General features: G+C 73.9%; 17 protein-coding genes. 4 read left to right on the forward strand and 13 right to left on the reverse strand.

Annotation, left to right across the window (positions count from 1 at the left end; translation table 11 throughout):
- Nucleotides 1–46: 46 nt before the first annotated feature.
- Genes ABT154_RS30845 through ABT154_RS30865 form a run of 5 tightly spaced genes read right to left on the reverse strand, consistent with a single transcriptional unit; the run spans nt 47 to nt 5,620 of the window.
- Complete coding sequence (locus ABT154_RS30845) at nt 47–853, reverse strand: type III pantothenate kinase (protein WP_351861218.1); 807 nt, start codon at nt 851–853, stop codon at nt 47–49.
- Nucleotides 853–1,875 carry a carboxylating nicotinate-nucleotide diphosphorylase gene (gene nadC, locus ABT154_RS30850; RefSeq protein WP_351861220.1) on the reverse strand — a complete coding sequence of 341 codons (1,023 nt, stop codon included), beginning with the start codon at nt 1,873–1,875 and terminating at the stop codon, nt 853–855. Before nadC ends, ABT154_RS30845 begins: the two co-directional genes overlap by 1 nt.
- Nucleotides 1,876–3,570, reverse strand: a complete 1,695-nt coding sequence (locus tag ABT154_RS30855; protein ID WP_351861222.1) for an L-aspartate oxidase — start codon at nt 3,568–3,570, stop codon at nt 1,876–1,878.
- Nucleotides 3,567–4,658, reverse strand: a complete 1,092-nt coding sequence (gene panC, locus ABT154_RS30860; RefSeq protein WP_351861224.1) for a pantoate--beta-alanine ligase — start codon at nt 4,656–4,658, stop codon at nt 3,567–3,569. The genes ABT154_RS30855 and panC overlap by 4 nt, the downstream gene beginning before the upstream one ends.
- Entirely contained in the window at nt 4,655–5,620 is a 966-nt protein-coding gene (locus ABT154_RS30865) for a Rossmann-like and DUF2520 domain-containing protein (protein ID WP_351861226.1), read from the reverse strand. The genes panC and ABT154_RS30865 overlap by 4 nt, the downstream gene beginning before the upstream one ends.
- A gap of 124 nt (nt 5,621–5,744) precedes the next feature.
- On the opposite strand from ABT154_RS30865, the gene ABT154_RS30870 reads away from it, so the two are divergent.
- Complete coding sequence (locus ABT154_RS30870) at nt 5,745–7,001, forward strand: threonine aldolase family protein (protein ID WP_351861228.1); 1,257 nt, start codon at nt 5,745–5,747, stop codon at nt 6,999–7,001.
- Here the strand turns inward: ABT154_RS30870 and ABT154_RS30875 are convergent.
- The gene (locus ABT154_RS30875) at nt 6,998–7,198 is read right to left on the reverse strand and encodes a hypothetical protein (protein WP_351861230.1); all 201 of its coding nucleotides are present in this window, start codon (nt 7,196–7,198) and stop codon (nt 6,998–7,000) included. The genes ABT154_RS30870 and ABT154_RS30875 overlap by 4 nt on opposite strands.
- 100 nt (nt 7,199–7,298) lie before the next feature.
- On the opposite strand from ABT154_RS30875, the gene ABT154_RS30880 reads away from it, so the two are divergent.
- Nucleotides 7,299–8,387 (forward strand): DUF5937 family protein, encoded by a 1,089-nt coding sequence (locus tag ABT154_RS30880; RefSeq protein ID WP_351861232.1) that lies wholly within the window; start codon nt 7,299–7,301, stop codon nt 8,385–8,387.
- A 17-nt stretch (nt 8,388–8,404) separates the two neighbouring features.
- On the opposite strand, the gene ABT154_RS30885 is transcribed toward ABT154_RS30880, so the two are convergent.
- Both ABT154_RS30885 and ABT154_RS30890 read right to left on the reverse strand, forming a co-directional pair.
- Complete coding sequence (locus tag ABT154_RS30885) at nt 8,405–9,082, reverse strand: response regulator (RefSeq protein WP_351861234.1); 678 nt, start codon at nt 9,080–9,082, stop codon at nt 8,405–8,407.
- Nucleotides 9,083–9,111: 29 nt separating this feature from the next.
- A complete protein-coding gene (locus tag ABT154_RS30890) occupies nt 9,112–10,314 on the reverse strand; it encodes a sensor histidine kinase (protein ID WP_351861236.1) in 1,203 nt (400 codons plus the stop codon).
- A gap of 97 nt (nt 10,315–10,411) precedes the next feature.
- On the opposite strand from ABT154_RS30890, the gene ABT154_RS30895 reads away from it, so the two are divergent.
- Together ABT154_RS30895 and ABT154_RS30900 are read left to right on the forward strand one after the other, a co-directional pair.
- On the forward strand, nt 10,412–11,446 hold the full coding sequence (locus ABT154_RS30895) for an SAM-dependent methyltransferase (RefSeq protein ID WP_351861238.1): 1,035 nt from the start codon (nt 10,412–10,414) through the stop codon (nt 11,444–11,446).
- Nucleotides 11,447–11,450: 4 nt separating this feature from the next.
- Nucleotides 11,451–12,593 carry an NADH-quinone oxidoreductase subunit D gene (locus ABT154_RS30900; RefSeq protein ID WP_351861240.1) on the forward strand — a complete coding sequence of 381 codons (1,143 nt, stop codon included), beginning with the start codon at nt 11,451–11,453 and terminating at the stop codon, nt 12,591–12,593.
- A gap of 14 nt (nt 12,594–12,607) precedes the next feature.
- Here the strand turns inward: ABT154_RS30900 and ABT154_RS30905 are convergent, their stop codons facing one another.
- From ABT154_RS30905 to ABT154_RS30925, 5 genes are all read right to left on the reverse strand, one after another.
- Nucleotides 12,608–13,096 (reverse strand): GNAT family N-acetyltransferase, encoded by a 489-nt coding sequence (locus ABT154_RS30905; protein ID WP_351861242.1) that lies wholly within the window; start codon nt 13,094–13,096, stop codon nt 12,608–12,610.
- Nucleotides 13,093–14,205, reverse strand: coding sequence for a hypothetical protein (locus tag ABT154_RS30910; RefSeq protein WP_351861243.1), 1,113 nt, complete (start codon nt 14,203–14,205; stop codon nt 13,093–13,095). Before ABT154_RS30910 ends, ABT154_RS30905 begins: the two co-directional genes overlap by 4 nt.
- Before the next feature lie 130 nt (nt 14,206–14,335).
- Nucleotides 14,336–15,334 (reverse strand): ABC transporter substrate-binding protein, encoded by a 999-nt coding sequence (locus ABT154_RS30915; RefSeq protein ID WP_351861245.1) that lies wholly within the window; start codon nt 15,332–15,334, stop codon nt 14,336–14,338.
- A gap of 4 nt (nt 15,335–15,338) precedes the next feature.
- Nucleotides 15,339–16,127 carry an ABC transporter permease gene (locus ABT154_RS30920; protein ID WP_351861288.1) on the reverse strand — a complete coding sequence of 263 codons (789 nt, stop codon included), beginning with the start codon at nt 16,125–16,127 and terminating at the stop codon, nt 15,339–15,341.
- 1 nt (nt 16,128) lies between these two features.
- A complete protein-coding gene (locus tag ABT154_RS30925; RefSeq protein ID WP_351861247.1) occupies nt 16,129–16,815 on the reverse strand; it encodes an ABC transporter permease in 687 nt (228 codons plus the stop codon).
- Between the last annotated feature and the right edge of the window lie 44 nt (nt 16,816–16,859).

Genomic DNA, 16,859 nt, shown 5'->3' on the forward strand with positions numbered 1-16,859 from the left:
GATCATCGCGGCGCGCCGACGGCCCCCGCCCGTCCGCCCGCCTCCCTCACATGCGGGAGACGTTCCGCTCGTACACCAGGCGCAGGCCGATCAGGGTCAGCCAGGGCTCGTGCTCGTCGATCTCCCGGGAGTCGGCGAGGACCATCGGCGCCAGGCCGCCGGTCGCGATCACCGTCACGTCCGAGGGGTCGCCGTTCGGCCCGACCAGTTCCCGCTTCATCCGGGCGACGACACCGTCGACCTGGCCCGCGTACCCGTAGACGATGCCCGACTGCATCGCCTCCACCGTGTTCTTGCCGATCACGCTGCGCGGCCTGGCCAGCTCGATCTTGCGGAGCATGGCCCCCTTGACCCCGAGGGCCTCGACCGAGATCTCGATGCCCGGCGCGATGGCGCCGCCCGCGTACTCGCCGCGCGTGGTGATCGCGTCGTACGTCGTCGCCGTACCGAAGTCGACGACGATCGCCGGGCCGCCGTAGAGCTCGACGGCCGCGACCGCGTTGATCACGCGGTCCGCGCCGACCTCCTTGGGGTTGTCCGTGAGGATCGGCACGCCCGTCTTGACGCCCGGTTCCACCAGGACCGCGGGGACGTCCCCGTAGTAGCGCCGGGTGACCTCGCGCAGCTCGTGCAGCACCGAGGGGACCGTCGCGCAGATCGCGATCCCCTCGATGCCGTCGCTGAGCTCCACGCCGAGCAGCGGGTGCATGCCCATGAGGCCCTGGAGCAGGACCGCCATCTCGTCGGCGGTGCGGCTCGGATCGGTGGAGATCCGCCAGTGCTCGACGATCTCGTCACCGTCGAAGAGACCGAGGACCGTGTGCGTGTTGCCGACGTCGATGGTGAGCAGCATCAGGCCCGCACCTCGCGCAGGTCGAGGCCGATGTCGAGGATCGGGGAGGAGTGGGTGAGCCCGCCGACCGCGAGGTAGTCCACGCCGGTCGCCGCGTACGCCGCCGCGTTCTCCAGGGTCAGCCGGCCCGAGGACTCCAGGGCGGCACGGCCCGCGACCAGCGCGACGGCCTCCTCGGTCTCGGCCGGGGTGAAGTTGTCCAGCAGGATCAGATCGGCGCCCGCCTCCAGGACCTCGCGGACCTGGGCCATCGTGTCGACCTCGACCTCGACGGGCAGCTCGGGGAACAGCTCGCGCACGGCCTTGAAGGCCTCGGCCACGCCGCCGGCCGCCACCACGTGGTTGTCCTTCACCAGCGCCGCGTCGGAGAGCGACATGCGGTGGTTGACGCCGCCGCCGCAGCGGACCGCGTACTTCTCCAGGGCGCGCAGGCCCGGAGTCGTCTTGCGGGTGTCGCGGACCTCGGCCTTCGTGCCCTCCAGGGCGTCGGCCCACGCGCGCGTGGCGGTGGCGATGCCGGAGAGGCGGCACAGGAGGTTGAGCGCGCTGCGCTCGCCGGTGAGCAGGTCACGGGTGCGGGCGGTGACGCTGAGGAGCACGTCCCCGGCCTCGACGCGCGCGCCGTCCTCGACGTGCCGCTCGACCTCGAACTCGGCCGTGCACACGATCGACAGGACGGCCTCGGCGATCCGCAGACCGGCTACGACACCGGCCTCGCGGGCGGTGAAGTCGGCGGTGGCGACGGCGTCCTCGGGGACGGTCGCCACGGTCGTCACGTCGACGCCGCCGTCGAGGTCCTCGGCGATCGCCAGGTGGGCGACGTCCTCGACCTGGACGGGGTCGAGTCCGGCGGCCTCCAGCAGCTCGGCCAGCGCCGGGTCGAGCCCGCACTCGAACTCGTCGGCACCGCCGCAGCCGCAGCCGTCGCCGCAGCCGCCGGCCGCCTCGTCGGAGGAGACCGTGTGGATCTGGATGAGAGGGACGTCCACGGGCTGCGGACGGGCTTCCTCGGGCGTGGTCACTTACGGCTCCCTTGGGGCATCGGAGGTGGGGGGAAAGTCATGTGTGCCGGTCGTCCGGACGTCAAGGGTGCGCTCCGGGGTGAGGCGTACGACGAGATGCCGGCGCCAGTCGGTGTCGTCGCGGTCCGGGTGGTCCTCGCGCCAGTGGCAGCCACGGGTCTCCTCGCGGCGGCGGGCGGCGGCGACCAGCACGCGTGCGACGCACAGCAGGTTGGTGGTCTCCCAGGCGTCCACGCCCGGCTCGCCGGCCTTGGTGTCGTCGGTGCCGCCCGCGAGGGCGTCGCCGTGCAGGGCGTCGAGGGCCTCGGCGGCCCCCCGCAGGCCGGTCTCGGAGCGCAGCACCCCGGCGCCGGCCGTCATGATCCGCTGGATACGGGTCCGGGCGCCGGCCACGGGCAGCGGCAGGGTCACCGGGGACGGGTGCGCGACCGGGGCGCCCGGCACGCGCGGGGCGGCCGAGATGACGTCCTCGGCGATCCGCTCGGCGAAGACCAGGCCCTCCAGGAGGGAGTTCGAGGCGAGCCGGTTGGCGCCGTGGACGCCCGTGCAGGCGACCTCCCCGCACGCGTACAGGCCGGGGACGGTGGTACGGCCCCGCAGGTCCGTACGGACGCCGCCGGAGGCGTAGTGCGCGGCGGGCGCGACCGGGATCGGCTCGGTCACCGGGTCGATGTCGTGGGAGCGGCAGGCGGCGAGGATCGTCGGGAAACGCTCCGCCCACATCTCGGCGCCGAAGTGGCGGGCGTCGAGATACATGTTGTCGGTGCCCTGCTCCCCCATCCGGCGGGTGATCGCCTTGGCGACGATGTCCCGGGGCGCCAGCTCGGCCAGCTCGTGCTGCCCGAGCATGAAGCGGACCCCGTCGGCGTCGACCAGGTGGGCGCCCTCGCCCCGGACCGCCTCGGAGACCAGCGGCTGCTGGCCCTCGGAGCCGACGCCGAGGAAGAGCACCGTGGGGTGGAACTGGACGAACTCCAGGTCGGAGACCTCCGCGCCGGCGCGCAGCGCGAGCGCGACGCCGTCGCCGGTGGAGACCCTGGGGTTGGTGGTGGCGGAGAAGACCTGGCCCATGCCGCCGGTCGCGAGGACCACCGCGGGCGCGTGGACGGCGCCGACGCCGTCGTGCTGGCCCTCGCCCATGACGTGCAGGGTCACGCCCGCCGTGCGGCCCTCGGCGTCCGTCAGGAGGTCCAGGACGAGGGCGTGCTCGATGGTGCGCACGCCCCGGTCCCGTATCGCCTCGACCAGGGCGCGGGAGATCTCGGCGCCGGTCGCGTCGCCGCCCGCGTGCGCGATCCGGCGGCGGTGGTGGCCGCCCTCCCGGGTCAGCGCGATCCCGCCGTCGGCGTCCTTGTCGAAGTCGGCGCCGGTCGCGATGAGCCTGCGGACGGCGTCGGGCCCCTCGGTGACGAGCACCCGCACGGCCTGCTCGTCGCAGAGCCCGGCGCCGGCGACGAGTGTGTCGTCGAGGTGCTGCTCGGGGGTGTCGCCGTCGCCGAGCGCGGCGGCGATGCCGCCCTGGGCCCAGCGGGTGGAGCCGTCGTCGAGCCGGGCCTTGGTGACGACGACCGCGCGGAGCCCGGCCGCGGTGCAGCGCAGGGCGGCGGTGAGGCCGGCGACTCCGGAGCCGACCACGACGACATCGGCGTCGATGGCCCAGCCGGGCGCGTGGGCCTGCAGCCGTATTCCGGTCACGGGTTCGCTCCCAGGGTGGTGGACATGGTGCCTCCGAGGTGGAGGGGGATGTTGTCGATCAGCCGGGTGGTGCCCACGCGCGCGGCGACGGCGAGGACCGCCTCCCCGTCGTGGTCGTCGGCGACCTCGGTGAAGTCCGCCGGGTCGACGAGCGCGAGGTAGTCCAGCGTGAGCGGCGGCTCGCTCCTCGTGGCGTCGTCGAGGACGGTACGGGCGGCGGCCAGGACGGCCTCGGCCCCGCAGCCCTCGACGGCCTGCGCGACCGCGTGGGCGTCGGCGGCGGCCCGTGCCTCGCCGAGCCGGGAGAGCGCCTCGGCGCGGTTCTCGGCCCGCCCCTGGGCGCCGGGCAGGGCGGCGGCACGCGCGCGGAGCGCCTCCTGCGCGGCGAGCCGCTCGCGGGCGGCGAACAGCGCGCCGGACAGCGCGAGGGCGGTACGGCGCTCCTCGGCCGACAGGAACCGGTTGCGGCTGGACAGCGCGAGGCCGTCGGGCTCGCGGACGGTCTCCACGCCGACGATCTCGACCGGGAAGTTCAGGTCGCGGGCCATGCGCCGGATCAGCGCCAGCTGCTGGGCGTCCTTCTGGCCGAAGAAGGCCAGATCGGGCGCGGTGAGGTGGAGCAGCTTGGCGACGACGGTCAGCACGCCGTCGAAGTGGCCGGGCCGTGAGGCGCCTTCGAGGCGCTCGCCCATGGGGCCGGCGGTGATCCTGACCTGCGGCTCGCCGCCGGGGTAGACCTCGTCGGCGGAGGGCGCGAAGACGGCGCCGGCGCCCGATTCGAGGGCGAGGGCGAGGTCGGCGTCGAGGGTGCGGGGGTATCGGTCGAGGTCCTCGCCGGCGCCGAACTGCAGCGGGTTGACGAAGACGGTGACGACGACGAAGCCCTTGGCCCCCACGCGCGCGCGTGCGGCGCGGATGAGGGTGGCGTGGCCCTCGTGGAGGGCGCCCATGGTCATGACCACGGCGGTGGAGCCGGGGGCGGCGAAGTGGGCGGCGGCGTCCCTGAGGTCCTCGCCGGTGCGCAGGAGTCCGGCGGGCTGGTGGCGGACCGGGCGACCGGTGTCGCGGTCACGGGCGGACAGGCTCATCGGTCGTCTCCTTGCGGCCCGTCGGCGGTTCCGGTGGGGCCGGTCCCGCCCGCCGGGGTGTCGGCGAGCACGCCCAGCAGGTCCTCGGCCAGCTCGGGCTTGAGCAGGCCGTGCGCGAGCGCCCGGTCGGCGGTCGTGCGGGCCATCGCCAGATAGCCGGCGACGGTGCCGGGCGCGTGCTTGCGCAGCTCCGCGACGTGCGCGGCGACCGTGCCCGCGTCACCGCGCGCGACCGGGCCGGTGAGGGCCGCGTCCCCGGACCGCAGGGCGTTGTCCAGGGCGGCGCCGAGCAGCGGGCCGAGCATCCGGTCGGGGGCGGCGACGCCCGCCTTGTGGAGCAGTTCCATCGACTGGGCCACCAGGGTGACCAGGTGGTTCGCGCCGAGGGCCAGGGCCGCGTGGTACAGCGGGCGGGCGTCCTCCGCGATCCACTCGGGCTCGCCGCCCATCTCGATCACCAGGGCCTCCGCGGCGAGCCGGAGCTCCCCGGGCGCGGTGACGCCGAAGGAGCAGCCGACGAGCCGCTGGACGTCCACCGCGGTGCCGGTGAAGGTCATGGCGGGGTGCAGGGCGAGCGGCAGGGCGCCGGCCCGGCGGACCGGGTCCAGGACCCGTGCCCCGTACCGCCCGGAGGTGTGCACGATCAGCTGTCCCGGCCGTACGGCCCCGGTGTCGGCGAGCCCCTCGACCAGCCCGGGCAGGGCGTCGTCGGGGACGGTGAGCAGGACCAGGTCGGCGAGGGCGAGGACGCGCGCGGGCTCGACGACGGGGACGTCGGGCAGGAGGGCGGCGGCGCGGCGCCGGGAGGCGTCGGAGACCGCGGAGACGGCGACGGGGCGGTGCCCGGCGAGCCGGAGGGCGGCGGCGAGGGCGGGGCCCACACGGCCGGCGCCGACGACTCCGACGGTGAGCCGGGCGGGTCGGTCCTCGGCTCGGGGTTCTGGCGCTGCTGGTGCGTTCACGGTGGGGACGGCCTTCCGTTCCAGTCCTCGGCGGGTACCGGACGATTTCTGGTCATGCTACGCCAGCGTTTCGTGCTCCTCCGTGGCTGTCCACAGGGTGTGGGCGGGGTGTGATGATCGGCTCATGAATGGCATGCATCCCGTGAATCCCGTGGACGGCACGGACCCTGTGGACGGCACGGACCCGGTGGCCCCCGCGGACCCGACAGACCCCGTGGAGCCCCCCGACGAGGAAGCGGCCCGGCTGTACCGGGCGAAGGTCTGGGGCGAGGCCGCGCGCAAGATGGGGCAGACCTCGGTGGACGGCACGGTCGGCACGCGCCTGCGTGAGCTGGCCGACTGGGCGGACACCGCCGGATACGGCGGGGCCCCGCTCGACACGTACGGCAACGGCACCGTGGAGGTGCTGGAGCGGCGCGTCGCCGAGGAGCTCGGCATGCCCGCCGCCGTCTTCTTCCCCACCGGCACGATGGCCCAGCAGGTGGCCCTGCGCTGCTGGGCCGGACGCACCGGCAGTCCCGTCGTCGCCCTCCACCCGCTCGGCCACCCCGAGGTCCACGAGAACGGCGCGTTCGGGGCCGTCTCCGGGCTCCGTACCGTCCACCCCACCGACGCGCCCCGGCTGCCGACGGCCGAGGAGGTGCGGGACCACCCGGAGCCCTACGGGACGCTGATGCTCGAGCTTCCGCTGCGGGACGCGGGCTTCGTCCTGCCGACCTGGGAGGAGCTGACCGAGGTCGTCGAGGCGGCCCGGGAGCGGGACGCGGTGGTCCACTTCGACGGGGCCCGGCTCTGGGAGTGCGCGACGCGCTTCGGCCGTCCGCTCGCGGAGATCGCGGGGCTCGCCGACAGCGTCTACGTCTCGTTCTACAAGTCCCTCGGCGGCATGTCCGGGGCCGCGCTGGCCGGCCCCGAGGACGTCATGGAGGAGGCCAGGGTCTGGCGGCACCGGTACGGGGGGATGGTCTTCCAGCAGTACCCGGCGGCGCTCTCCGCGCTCCGGGGCCTGGACGTCGAACTGCCCCTGCTCCCCTCGTACGTGGCCCACGCGCGCGTGGTGGCGGACGCGCTGCGGGAGGCGTTCACCGAGGCCGGGACGGGCTGGTTCCGGATCCACCCCGAGACGCCGCACACCCACCAGTTCCAGGTCTGGCTGCCGTACGCCCCCGAGGCCCTGACGGCGGCGGCGCTCGCGCAGACCGAGGACACCGGCACGGCGCTCTTCCGCCGCTGGTTCGCCCCGGGCGCGGGCGGCCCGCCGGGCGTCTCGTTCACGGAGGTGACGGTGACGGAACCGGGCCTGGAGTGGACGGCGGAGGACGTGAGGACGGCCGTACGGGACTTCCTGGGGCGGCTGGGCCAGGGCGGCGCGCCGGGCTAGCGGAGGCCGAGGGCCGCTCGGAGGCGGTGGCGGAGGACGCCCCGCGCCGGGCGGCCCGCGCACTCACGCTCGGCGCGGCGCCGCTCGCGGACCGCCCGCAGGACGGCGACGTCATGGGTGCCGGGCGCCGGCGGCGCCGGCTCACCGAGCCGGGCGGCGCGGTACGCGTCGAAGAGGTACTGGTGCATCGCGTTCATGCCCTCACCGTGCGCCGGGCCCCGAGCCCTTGGCGCGCCGATTGACGGCCGCCGTCAAACGGCGCGACACCACCCCCTCTCCACCCCGCACCATGGACGGGTGAGCGTGACCATCGACATCACCGGACTGCCGCACGAGCGGATCACCTTCAGCCCCTCGCCGCTGGCCGAGCTGGGGGCCGCCCTGCACGCCCTGTCCGAGCCCGCGCACCACGCCCGGCTCCACGCCTGGACCACGACGACGGCGGCGGCGCTGAAGCCGGAGCTCGCGGACCGGCTCCACGAGGCCGACTTCATGTGGAACTCCACCCGCTCGGACATCCTGCTGCCCTCATCTCCCCGGGGGACCCTCGCCGAGGAGCTGGACGACCTCGACCGCATGGACGACGAGAAGTACGTCGGCTCCGCCCTGGAGATCTCCTGCAACAGCAAGTACACGCAAGGCGCTCCCTCGCCGCTCGTCGACGAGCGGATGCGCCGCCGCACCCTGGACCTGGCCGCCGCGCGCGGCCCGCGCCAGGTCGCCTTCGTGGAGCGGATGCTCGCCGATCCGCCCGGTACGCGCGCGTGGGTCCGGCGTCTTCTCGAGGACTGCGACGAGGCCTTCTTCGCGGACACCTGGTGCCGTGTCCGCGTCCAGCTCGCCGCCGACGCCCGCCACAAGACCGAGCTGATGCGGCGCAAGGGCCTGGCGGAGGCCGTCGCCGACGCGTCCCCCGCGATGACCCTGGTCGAGGACGCGGCGGGCTCCCGGATCGTCGTCGACAAGCTGCTCCAGGGCCGGGCGAGCGCCGTCGGCTCCGCGGTGACGTTCCTGCCGACGGCCTTCGGCTGGCCGCACCTCTTCGCCCTCTACGCCCCGGGCTGGCAGCCCGTCATCCAGTACCCCGTCCCCGACCGCGAGCCCGGCGGCGTGGCCTCCGTCGAGGCGGTCACCCGGCGTCTGGAGGCCGTCGCCCACCCCATGCGGATGCGGCTCTGCCGCAGTCTGGCCCGGGGTTCGAGCACGACGAGCGAGCTGGCCGACGCGTACAACATCACCGCCCCCGAGGTCTCCCGGCACCTCGCGGTCATGAAGAAGGCCGGACTCGTCACCACCCAGCGCCGGGGCCGTTACGTGCTCCACCAGCTGGACGTGGCCGTCGTCGCCCGCCTCGGCAGCGACTTCCTGGAGAGCGTGCTCCGCTAGCGGGTCCGGCCCCCGGGTCAGCCCGCCGCGCCGCCGCCCGCCCTGACCAGACCCGTCTCGTACGCGAGGACGACGACCTGCACCCGGTCGCGCAGGCCCAGCTTGGTCAGGATGCGGCCCACATGGGTCTTCACCGTCGCCTCGGAGAGGACCAGCCGGGCGGCGATCTCGCCGTTCGACAGGCCCTGCGCGACCAGCATCATCACCTCGCGCTCCCGGTCGGTGAGGCGCCCCAGCTCCTTGTGCTCGGGCTCCCGGCCCGTCGACGGCAGCATCGGCGAGAAGCGGTCGAGGAGCCGCCGGGTGGTGGAGGGCGCCACCACCGCGTCGCCGCTGTGCACCGAGCGGATCGCGCCGAGCAGCTCCGCCGGCGGCACGTCCTTCAGCATGAAGCCGCTCGCCCCGGCCTTGAGCCCCGAGAAGGCGTACTCGTCGAGGTCGAAGGTGGTCAGGATCAGCACCTTCGGGGCGTCGGGCTGGGAGCAGATCCGCCGGGTCGTCTCCACCCCGTCGAGCTTCGGCATGCGCACGTCCATCAGGACGACGTCGACCGCCGTCCCCCGCAGCACCTCCAGGGCCTCGACCCCGTCCCCCGCCTCCGCCACGACCTCCATGTCCGGCTGGGCGGCGAGCACCATGCGGAATCCGGTGCGCAGCAGCACCTGGTCGTCGACGAGCATCACGCGGATGGACATCAGGTTCCTTCGGGTTCGTGTTCGGGTCGTCAGTGAGCGGGCTTGAGCGGGAGCAGGGCGCTGATCCGGAAGCCTCCGCCCGGACGGGGTCCCGCGTCCAGGGTGCCGCCGACCATGCCGACCCGCTCGCGCATGCCGATCAGACCGTGGCCCCGGCCGTCGGCGCCGCCGTCCTCGTACATCTCCTGCGGCGCGCCCCGGCCGTCGTCCTCGACGAGCAGCCCGAGCCCGTCGTCGAAGTAGACCAGGCGGACGCTGGCGCCGACATCGGGGCCGCCGTGCTTGCGCGTGTTGGTGAGGGCTTCCTGCACGATCCGGTACGCGGTGAGCTCGACGCCGCTGGGCAGCGGGCGCGGGCTCCCCTCGATGGCGAAGTCCACGGTGAGCCCGGCGCCCCGGACCTGCTCGACGAGGTCCTCGATCTGGCCCACGTCGGGCTGGGGCACGTACTCCCCGGCCTCCTGGTGCTCCCCGGTGCGCAGGATGCCCAGGAGTCTGCGCATCTCGGCGAGCGCCTGCCGACCGGTGGTGGAGATGGTCTCCAGGGCCTGCTTCGCGGTCTCCGGGGAGGAGTCCATGACGTAGGCGGCGCCGTCGGCCTGGACCACCATCACCGACACGTTGTGCGCGACGACGTCGTGCAGCTCGCGGGCGATCCGGGCCCGCTCGGCGGCGACCGCGACCTTGGCCTGTGCCTCGCGCTCCTTCTCCAGCCGGGAGGCCCGCTCCTCCAGCTGCGCGAAGTAGGCGCGGCGGGTGCGGAGCGAGTCGCCGAGGACCCAGGCGAGCGCGAACGGCACGGTCATGATGATGACGAAGAAGACCTTGGCCGCACCGGAGTCGGTGGCCTCCATCGGCCATCTCAGCTGGGAGACGGGCGAGGCGCAGAGTCCGCCGACGAGCGCGAGCCGGGACGCCCAGCGGGGTCCGTCGTGCGCCGCGACCGTGTAGATGATCACGAGCATGGCGAAGTCGGCGATGAACGGCCTCAGGCCGAAGCCGAGCTGTGCGAGCCCCAGTCCCGCCGAGAGCAGCAGCATCTTCTCGGGGGCTCGCCGCCGCAGGGCCAGGACCAGCGAGAAGAGCAGGGCGACCACGCCGTACGCGACGGGGTCACCGCGCCCCGGAGGGGTCTCCCCCACCCACAGCAGGGAGAACCCGAGGAGGACGACGGCCCAGAAGCTGTCGACGCCCGTCGGGTGTCTGCGGATGAAGTCGTAGAGGCGCTGCACGTCACCCAGAGTAGGGAAGGGAGGCAGGTGCGGGGATCAACCGTGGGGTCGATCCTTGGCGCGGGGCCCGTACTCCCCGAGGTGGAGACTGGGGCCCGTGACGGATGAGACGTGTCAGTGGCAGGGGTGGCGGGAAGCCACGGAACGGGCGCTGTACGGCCCGGGGGGCTTCTATCTGCGCCCGGAGGGACCCGCGGGTCACTTCCGCACCTCGGTGCACGCCTCCCCGCTCTTCGCGGGGGCCGTCGCCCGGCTGCTCGGCGAGGTCGCGGAGGAGCTGGGGACGACCGGGATCGACCTGGTGGACGTGGGCGCGGGGCGCGGTGAACTCCTCACCGGGGTGCTCGCCGCCACGGAGGGCAGCGGGCTCACCGTCCGGGCGTACGCCGTCGAGCGGGCCCCCCGGCCGACGGGGTTCGACCCCCGGATCGAGTGGACCGGCCGGATCCCCCGAGGGACGCGCGGACTCCTCTTCGCGAACGAGTGGCTCGACAACGTGCCGGTGGACGTGGCCGAGGCGGACGCGGAGGGCACCGTCAGGTACGTGGAGGTCCGCCCGGACGGCACGGAGCGGCTCGGCGGTCCCGTCGACGGCCGGGACGCGGAGTGGCTGGCCCGCTGGTGGCCGCTGACGGAGCCGGGCGCGCGGGCCGAGATCGGCTGGCCCAGGGACGAGGCCTGGGCGGCGGCGGTGGGTTCGCTGGCGGCGGGCCGGGCGGTGGCCGTGGACTACGCGCACGTACGGGCGTCCCGGCCGCCCTTCGGCTCCCTGACCGGCTTCCGCGCGGGCCGCGAGGTCCCGCCGGTCCCGGACGGCTCCTGCGACCTGACGGCGCACGTGGCCCTGGACGCGTGCGCGGCGGCGGGTGGGGGCGCGGAGGTCCCGACGGCTCCGGACGGTCTCGGCGGGCTCGTCACCCAGCGGGAGGCGCTCGGCCGGCTCGGGGTGGCGGGCGGGCGCCCTCCGCTGGCCCTCGCCTCGGCCGATCCCGCCGCGTACCTGCGCGCGCTGTCCGCCGCCGGGGAGGCCGCGGAGCTCACCGCGCGCGGTGGGCTCGGGGACTTCCTCTGGCTGACCCGGCGGGTGCCGGGTCGGGGCGGCCGGGCCGTGTCGGGCCTCGGGGGATACTGACCGCATGACGGAGACGACGGTCGGCATCGGCGGCGCGGCGGAGAGCACCGACATGGTGCTGAACATCGGGCCGCAGCATCCCTCGACCCATGGCGTGCTCCGGCTCCGGCTCGTGCTCGACGGCGAGGTCGTGCGGCAGGCCGAGCCGGTGATCGGCTATATGCACCGGGGCGCGGAGAAGCTCTTCGAGGCGCGCGACTACCGGCAGATCATCATGCTGGCCAACCGTCACGACTGGCTGTCCGCCTTCTCCAACGAGCTCGGCGTGGTCATGGCCGTGGAACGGATGCTCGGCATGGAGGTCCCGGAGCGCGCGGTGTGGACCCGTACCCTCCTCGCGGAGCTGAACCGGGTCCTCAACCATTTGATGTTCCTCGGTTCCTACCCGCTCGAACTGGGCGGGATCACCCCGGTCTTCCATGCCTTCCGGGAGCGCGAGGAGCTCCAGGCGGTGATGGAGGAGGTCTCCGGCGGCCGGATGCACTACATGTTCAACCGGGTCGGCGGCCTCAAGGAGGACCTGCCGGCCGGCTGGCTGGGCAGGGCCCGGCAGGCCGTCGCCGACGTGCGGTCGCGGATGGACGTGTACGACCGGCTCGTCCTCGGCAACGAGATCTTCCGGGGCCGTACGCGCGGGGTCGGCGTCCTGTCCCCGGCGGCGGTTCACGCCTACGGGGTGTCGGGGCCGATCGCCCGCGCCTCGGGCGTCGACTTCGACCTGCGCCGTGACGAGCCGTACCTGGCCTACGGGGACCTCCAGGACACCCTGAAGGTCGCCGTGCGCGAGGAGGGCGACTGCCTGGCCCGCTTCGAGTGCCTCCTCGACCAGACGCACAACTCCCTGGACCTGGCGGACGCCTGCCTGGACCGGATGGCGGAGCTGCCGCCGGGGCCGATCAACCAGCGGCTGCCGAAGGTGCTCAAGGCGCCGGAGGGCCACACGTACGCGTGGACCGAGAATCCGCTCGGCGTCAACGGCTACTACCTGGTGTCCAAGGGCGAGAAGACCCCGTACCGGCTGAAGCTGCGCTCGGCGTCCTTCAACAACATCCAGGCCCTCGTGGAACTGCTGCCGGGGACGCTCGTCGCCGACATGGTGGCGATCCTGGGGTCGCTGTTCTTCGTCGTCGGCGACATCGACAAGTAGCCGGGCGCCGGGAGTCAGCGCTCCCGGCGCATCACGACGTACTCCCGTTCCTCCCGGGCCGGCCGCCGCCGCTCGACCAGGGTCCAGCCCCAGCGCGCGTACCGCCCGGTCAGTTCCGGTACGTCGAGGGTCATCAGGAGCCGGGGTCCCGGGGGCGGTCCGTCGAGCAGGGCGTCGTGGAGCGCGCGCCCGAGGCCGAGGCCCTGCCGGGCGGGGGCGACGACGAGTTCGGCGAGTTCGAAGGCGGGCTCGCGGCCGGACAGCGCGGTGTCGGTCCAGCCGGCGGCGAAGCCCTGGAGTTCCCCGTCGGGGCCGAGCGCGGCGACGCCCCGGTAATCGGGCCGCCCGGCCGCCGAGTCCAGCAGCCGGTCCACCGTCCGTACGGCGCCGAGCGGCGGTTCGTGCCAGGGGGCGCCGCAGAAGGCCTGGGCGCACAGGGCGAGCAGTTCGTCCCGGCGCTCGGCGGCCCCACCGGCCGTGAGGTCGGTGAGGCGGTGCGTCACGAGTTCACCGCTCCGCGGAGTTCGGCCAGGTCGAGCTGCTCGGTCTCGTCGTGCGCGGTCAGGTCGATGACCTGGCCGACCGCTCGGGACGGGGTGACCCGGGGCGCGAGGGCGTTGACGGGGGTGCCCGAGGGGCTGATCGGGGTGAGCAGCGGGGCGCCGAGCGTCGCCTGCGCGGCCAGGACCTCTTCGAGGACCTCCTCGCCGACGACATCGGCGAGGTCGGTGTTCTGCACGGCCTCGATGGCCTCCGCCGCCTTCTGCGTACCGAAGAAGTCGAAGCCGCCCTCGGGGCGCGGCACGGGCCTGCGGGCCGCGTACGGGACGATCGCGGCCGCGGTCGGGACGGCCGGGACCATGGTGGAGGCGGGCGGGACCGGCGCGGCCGGCGGGAGCGCGAGGGCGGGGGCGGCCGGGCGGGTGTGCTCGGTCGCGGCGGTCGCCGCGTGCTTCCCCTGCGGCTCCTCCGTCTCGCGGGCCCGCTCGGCGAGGTCACGGGCGCGGGCCGCCTCGGTGGTCCGGCGGGCGTGCTGGGCGGCGGCGCTGCGCGGCAGGTCGCGAAGTGCCTGGGCGGCGCGGCGGAAGGCCTCCGGGGTGGGTGCGGACCCACCGGCGGGCAGGGCCTTGGTGGCGGCCGAGGCGGCCGTGCCGGCCGCCGTCTCCAGGGCCAGGACGCGCGCGCCCTCCAGGGCGCTGGCGCGCTCGGTCTCAGCGGTGGCGTACCGGCGGAGCAGGTCGGCGTGCTCGCCGCGCAGCCCGGCCAGTTCGACGCGCTTGGCGCGGAGCTTGGCGTCGAGGCGGGCCCGCAGCGCGCGGGACTCCTCGAGGTCGGACTCCAGCTCGGCGACCCGCTCCTCGGCCTTCCACTGGTCGGCGGTGCGCGCCCGGTCGAGCTCGGCGACCCGCAGACCGGCGCTCCGGTCCCAACTGCGCATGAGGACGGCGCCGGTGACGGCGGCGGCTGCCGCGGCCGACGCGAGCAGCCGCGCGAGCACCTGATCGCCGGGCAGCCAGGCCGCCGCGGCGCACACGACCGCGGCGCCGGCGACCGCTGAGGGAGGCAGCAGTTTGTGCAGAGGCGGGGAATGGCGGTGGCGTCCACGTGGCATGGCCTGAAATTTACCGTGCGTAGGCGCCGCGTGGGGCGTCGGCCCGGCAATCTCTTGGCCACTTCTCGCCATCAGAAGTGGATATCAACCGTTCCGGTTCCGTTTCGAGCCGACGCCCCTCCCCCGACGTCTACTTGTTGAGCAGCCCCTTCGTCACCAGATAGTCCTTGGCGACGTCCTCCGGCTTCGCCCGCTCGGCGTCCACCCTGCGGTTGAGTTCGGCGAGATCCGCTGTGGTCAGCACCTTGGTGAGCTTGTCCAGGGCGGCGGCTATCTCGGGGGAACCGGCGTCCTTCGCGTTCACCACCGGCAGTACGTTGTCGGCGTTCTGCAGCTTCTTGTCGTCGGTGAGGAAGACCAGGCCGTAGCCGTCGATCGTGGCGTCCGTCGTGGTGGTCAGGACCAGCTGGTCCACCCCGTCCTTCACCGCCTGCTTGGCTTGCGGGGTGCCGACGCCCTTGGGGTCGATCCCGGTCACGTCGATCCCGTACGTCGTCTTCAGACCGGGCGCGCAGAACGGCCGGACCGCGCATTCGTCACCGGCGGCGATCTTCACCTTCAGCTTCGCGCGACCGAGATCGGAAAGCGTCGTCAGCTTGTTCTTCGCGGCGAATTCCTTCGTCACCGCGAAGGCGTTCTGATCGACCGCCGCACCGGCGGCGAGGACCTTCAGACCGCGCGGTTCGGCGAGCTTCCGCAGCGCCTCGACGGTGGCCGTCGCGTCACCGGACGCGACGGGCGCGTCCTCCGGCGCCTTCGGCCCGTTCACCTTCGCGTTGAGGAATTCCGCGATCGTCGCCGCGTATTCCGGGACGACGTCGATCTCGCCCTTCTCCAGCGACGGTTCGTACAGCTCGCGATTCTTCACCGTGGTGATCGACACGGAGTATCCGGCGGCCCGCAGCGACTGCGCGTACAGCTCGGCCAGCACCTTGGCCTCGGTGAACGCCGCCGCGCCGACCACCAGCGAGCCCTTCTTACCGCCACCGGAGTCGCCGGAGCCCCCGGACTCCTTCTGCTTGCCCTGCTCCAGGCTGTCACCGCCGCACGCGGCGAGCGCGACGGTCAGCGCCGCCGTCCCCAGCACCGCGCCCGCGATTCGCGAGACCCTGTTCACGAGATCACCCATCCAGTCAGCGTTTGGTCGGTCGTTCCGGTCTGCGTTCTGCCGGTCTGCGTTCGGCCAGTCTGCGTTCGGCCAGTCTGCGTTCGGCCGGTCTGCGTTCGGCCGGTCTGCGTTCGGCCGGTCTGCGTTCGGCCGGTCGTCCACGAAGTTCGAGAAGTCGGTCCAGGCCCACCAGTACGCCCTCCACCAGGAGGGCCAGCAGGGCCACGAGCACCGCGCCCGCGACGACCTGCGCGGTGTCGTACGTGGCGAAGCCGGCCGTGATGATCCGGCCGAGGCCGCCCTGCCCGACCATCGCCGCGACCGTCGCCGTCGCCACCACCTGCACCGCCGCCGAGCGGATCCCGGTCATCACCACCGGCCGGGCGAGGGGCAGTTCGACCCGGCGGAACAGCTGACCGCCCGTCATCCCCATCCCCCGCGCGGCCCGCACCGCGGCCCGGTCCACCTCCCGCACCCCCACGTACGCGTTGGTCAGGAGCGGGGGTATCGCGAACAGCACCAGGGCCACGACCGTCGGCACATACCCGGCGTTCCGCAGGGGCGACACCATGAACAGGGCCAGCACCGCGAAGACGGGGATCGCACGCCCCACGTTCGACACGTTGACCGCGAGCGCCCCGCCCCTGCCGAGGTGGCCGAGCCAGAGCCCCAGCGGCAGCGCGAGCGCCGCCGCGATCAGCAACGCGGCCCCGCTCACGTACACGTGCTCGGCGAGCCGCTGCCCGATTCCGTCCTCGCCCGTCCAGTGCGCGTCGGTGGTGAGCCAGCCCCAGGCGTCCGTCACGACCCCGATGTCACTCACCCCCCGGCGCGGTCCGTATGCGGGTCCACGGCGTGAGCAGCCGCTGCAGCCCCAGGAGCAGCAGATCCGCGACGACGGCGAGCAGCACGCACAGCACGGAGGCGGCGAGCATCTGTGCCTTGAAGAAGGTGGGCAGCGCGTCCTCGATGAGGTTGCCGAGGCCGCCGCGGCCGACGACCGAACCGACCGTCGTCAGCGCGATCGTGGAGACCGTCGCCATCCGTATCCCCGCCATCAGCACCGGGAGCGCCAGCGGCAGTTCGACCTGCCAGAGGAGCCGTAGCGAGCCGTACCCCATGCCCCGGGCGGCCTCCCGGGTCTCGGCGGGTACGGCGGCGAGCCCCGCCAGCGCGTTCCGCACGAGGATCGTCAGCGCGTACAGGACGAGGCCGGTCACCACGAGCGCCGACGACAGCCCGAAGAAGGGCAGCAGCAGCGAGAACATGGCGAGCGACGGCACCGTGTAGAGCAGGGTGGTCAGTCCGAGGACCGGTCCCGCGAAGCGGGGCCTGGCCCGGACGAGCAGGGCGAGCGGTACGGCGACGGCGAGCGCGATCAGTACCGACACGACCGTGATTCCCACATGCTGGAGCGTGGCGTCCGTCAACTCCTGGGCGCGCGTCCGCAGATACTCCCCGCATATCCAGTCGTTCGTGACCAGACAGTTCGGTGCGCTCATCCGTCCCTCCCCCCGGGTGGCAGACCTTCCCGAACGCATGTGTG

It is taken from the genome of Streptomyces sp. NPDC001728, from assembly GCF_040297565.1.
Taxonomy (GTDB): domain Bacteria; phylum Actinomycetota; class Actinomycetes; order Streptomycetales; family Streptomycetaceae; genus Streptomyces.

Coding starts and splice junctions, on each gene's coding strand:
- ABT154_RS30870 (WP_351861228.1), top strand. CDS start 5,745: ATGAATGGCATGCATCCCGTGAATCCCGTGGACGGCACGGACCCTGTG.
- ABT154_RS30885 (WP_351861234.1), bottom strand. CDS start 9,082: ATGTCCATCCGCGTGATGCTCGTCGACGACCAGGTGCTGCTGCGCACC.
- ABT154_RS30875 (WP_351861230.1), bottom strand. CDS start 7,198: ATGAACGCGATGCACCAGTACCTCTTCGACGCGTACCGCGCCGCCCGG.
- ABT154_RS30910 (WP_351861243.1), bottom strand. CDS start 14,205: ATGCCACGTGGACGCCACCGCCATTCCCCGCCTCTGCACAAACTGCTG.
- ABT154_RS30925 (WP_351861247.1), bottom strand. CDS start 16,815: ATGAGCGCACCGAACTGTCTGGTCACGAACGACTGGATATGCGGGGAG.
- panC (WP_351861224.1), bottom strand. CDS start 4,658: ATGAGCCTGTCCGCCCGTGACCGCGACACCGGTCGCCCGGTCCGCCAC.
- ABT154_RS30900 (WP_351861240.1), top strand. CDS start 11,451: ATGACGGAGACGACGGTCGGCATCGGCGGCGCGGCGGAGAGCACCGAC.
- ABT154_RS30845 (WP_351861218.1), bottom strand. CDS start 853: ATGCTGCTCACCATCGACGTCGGCAACACGCACACGGTCCTCGGTCTC.
- ABT154_RS30915 (WP_351861245.1), bottom strand. CDS start 15,334: ATGGGTGATCTCGTGAACAGGGTCTCGCGAATCGCGGGCGCGGTGCTG.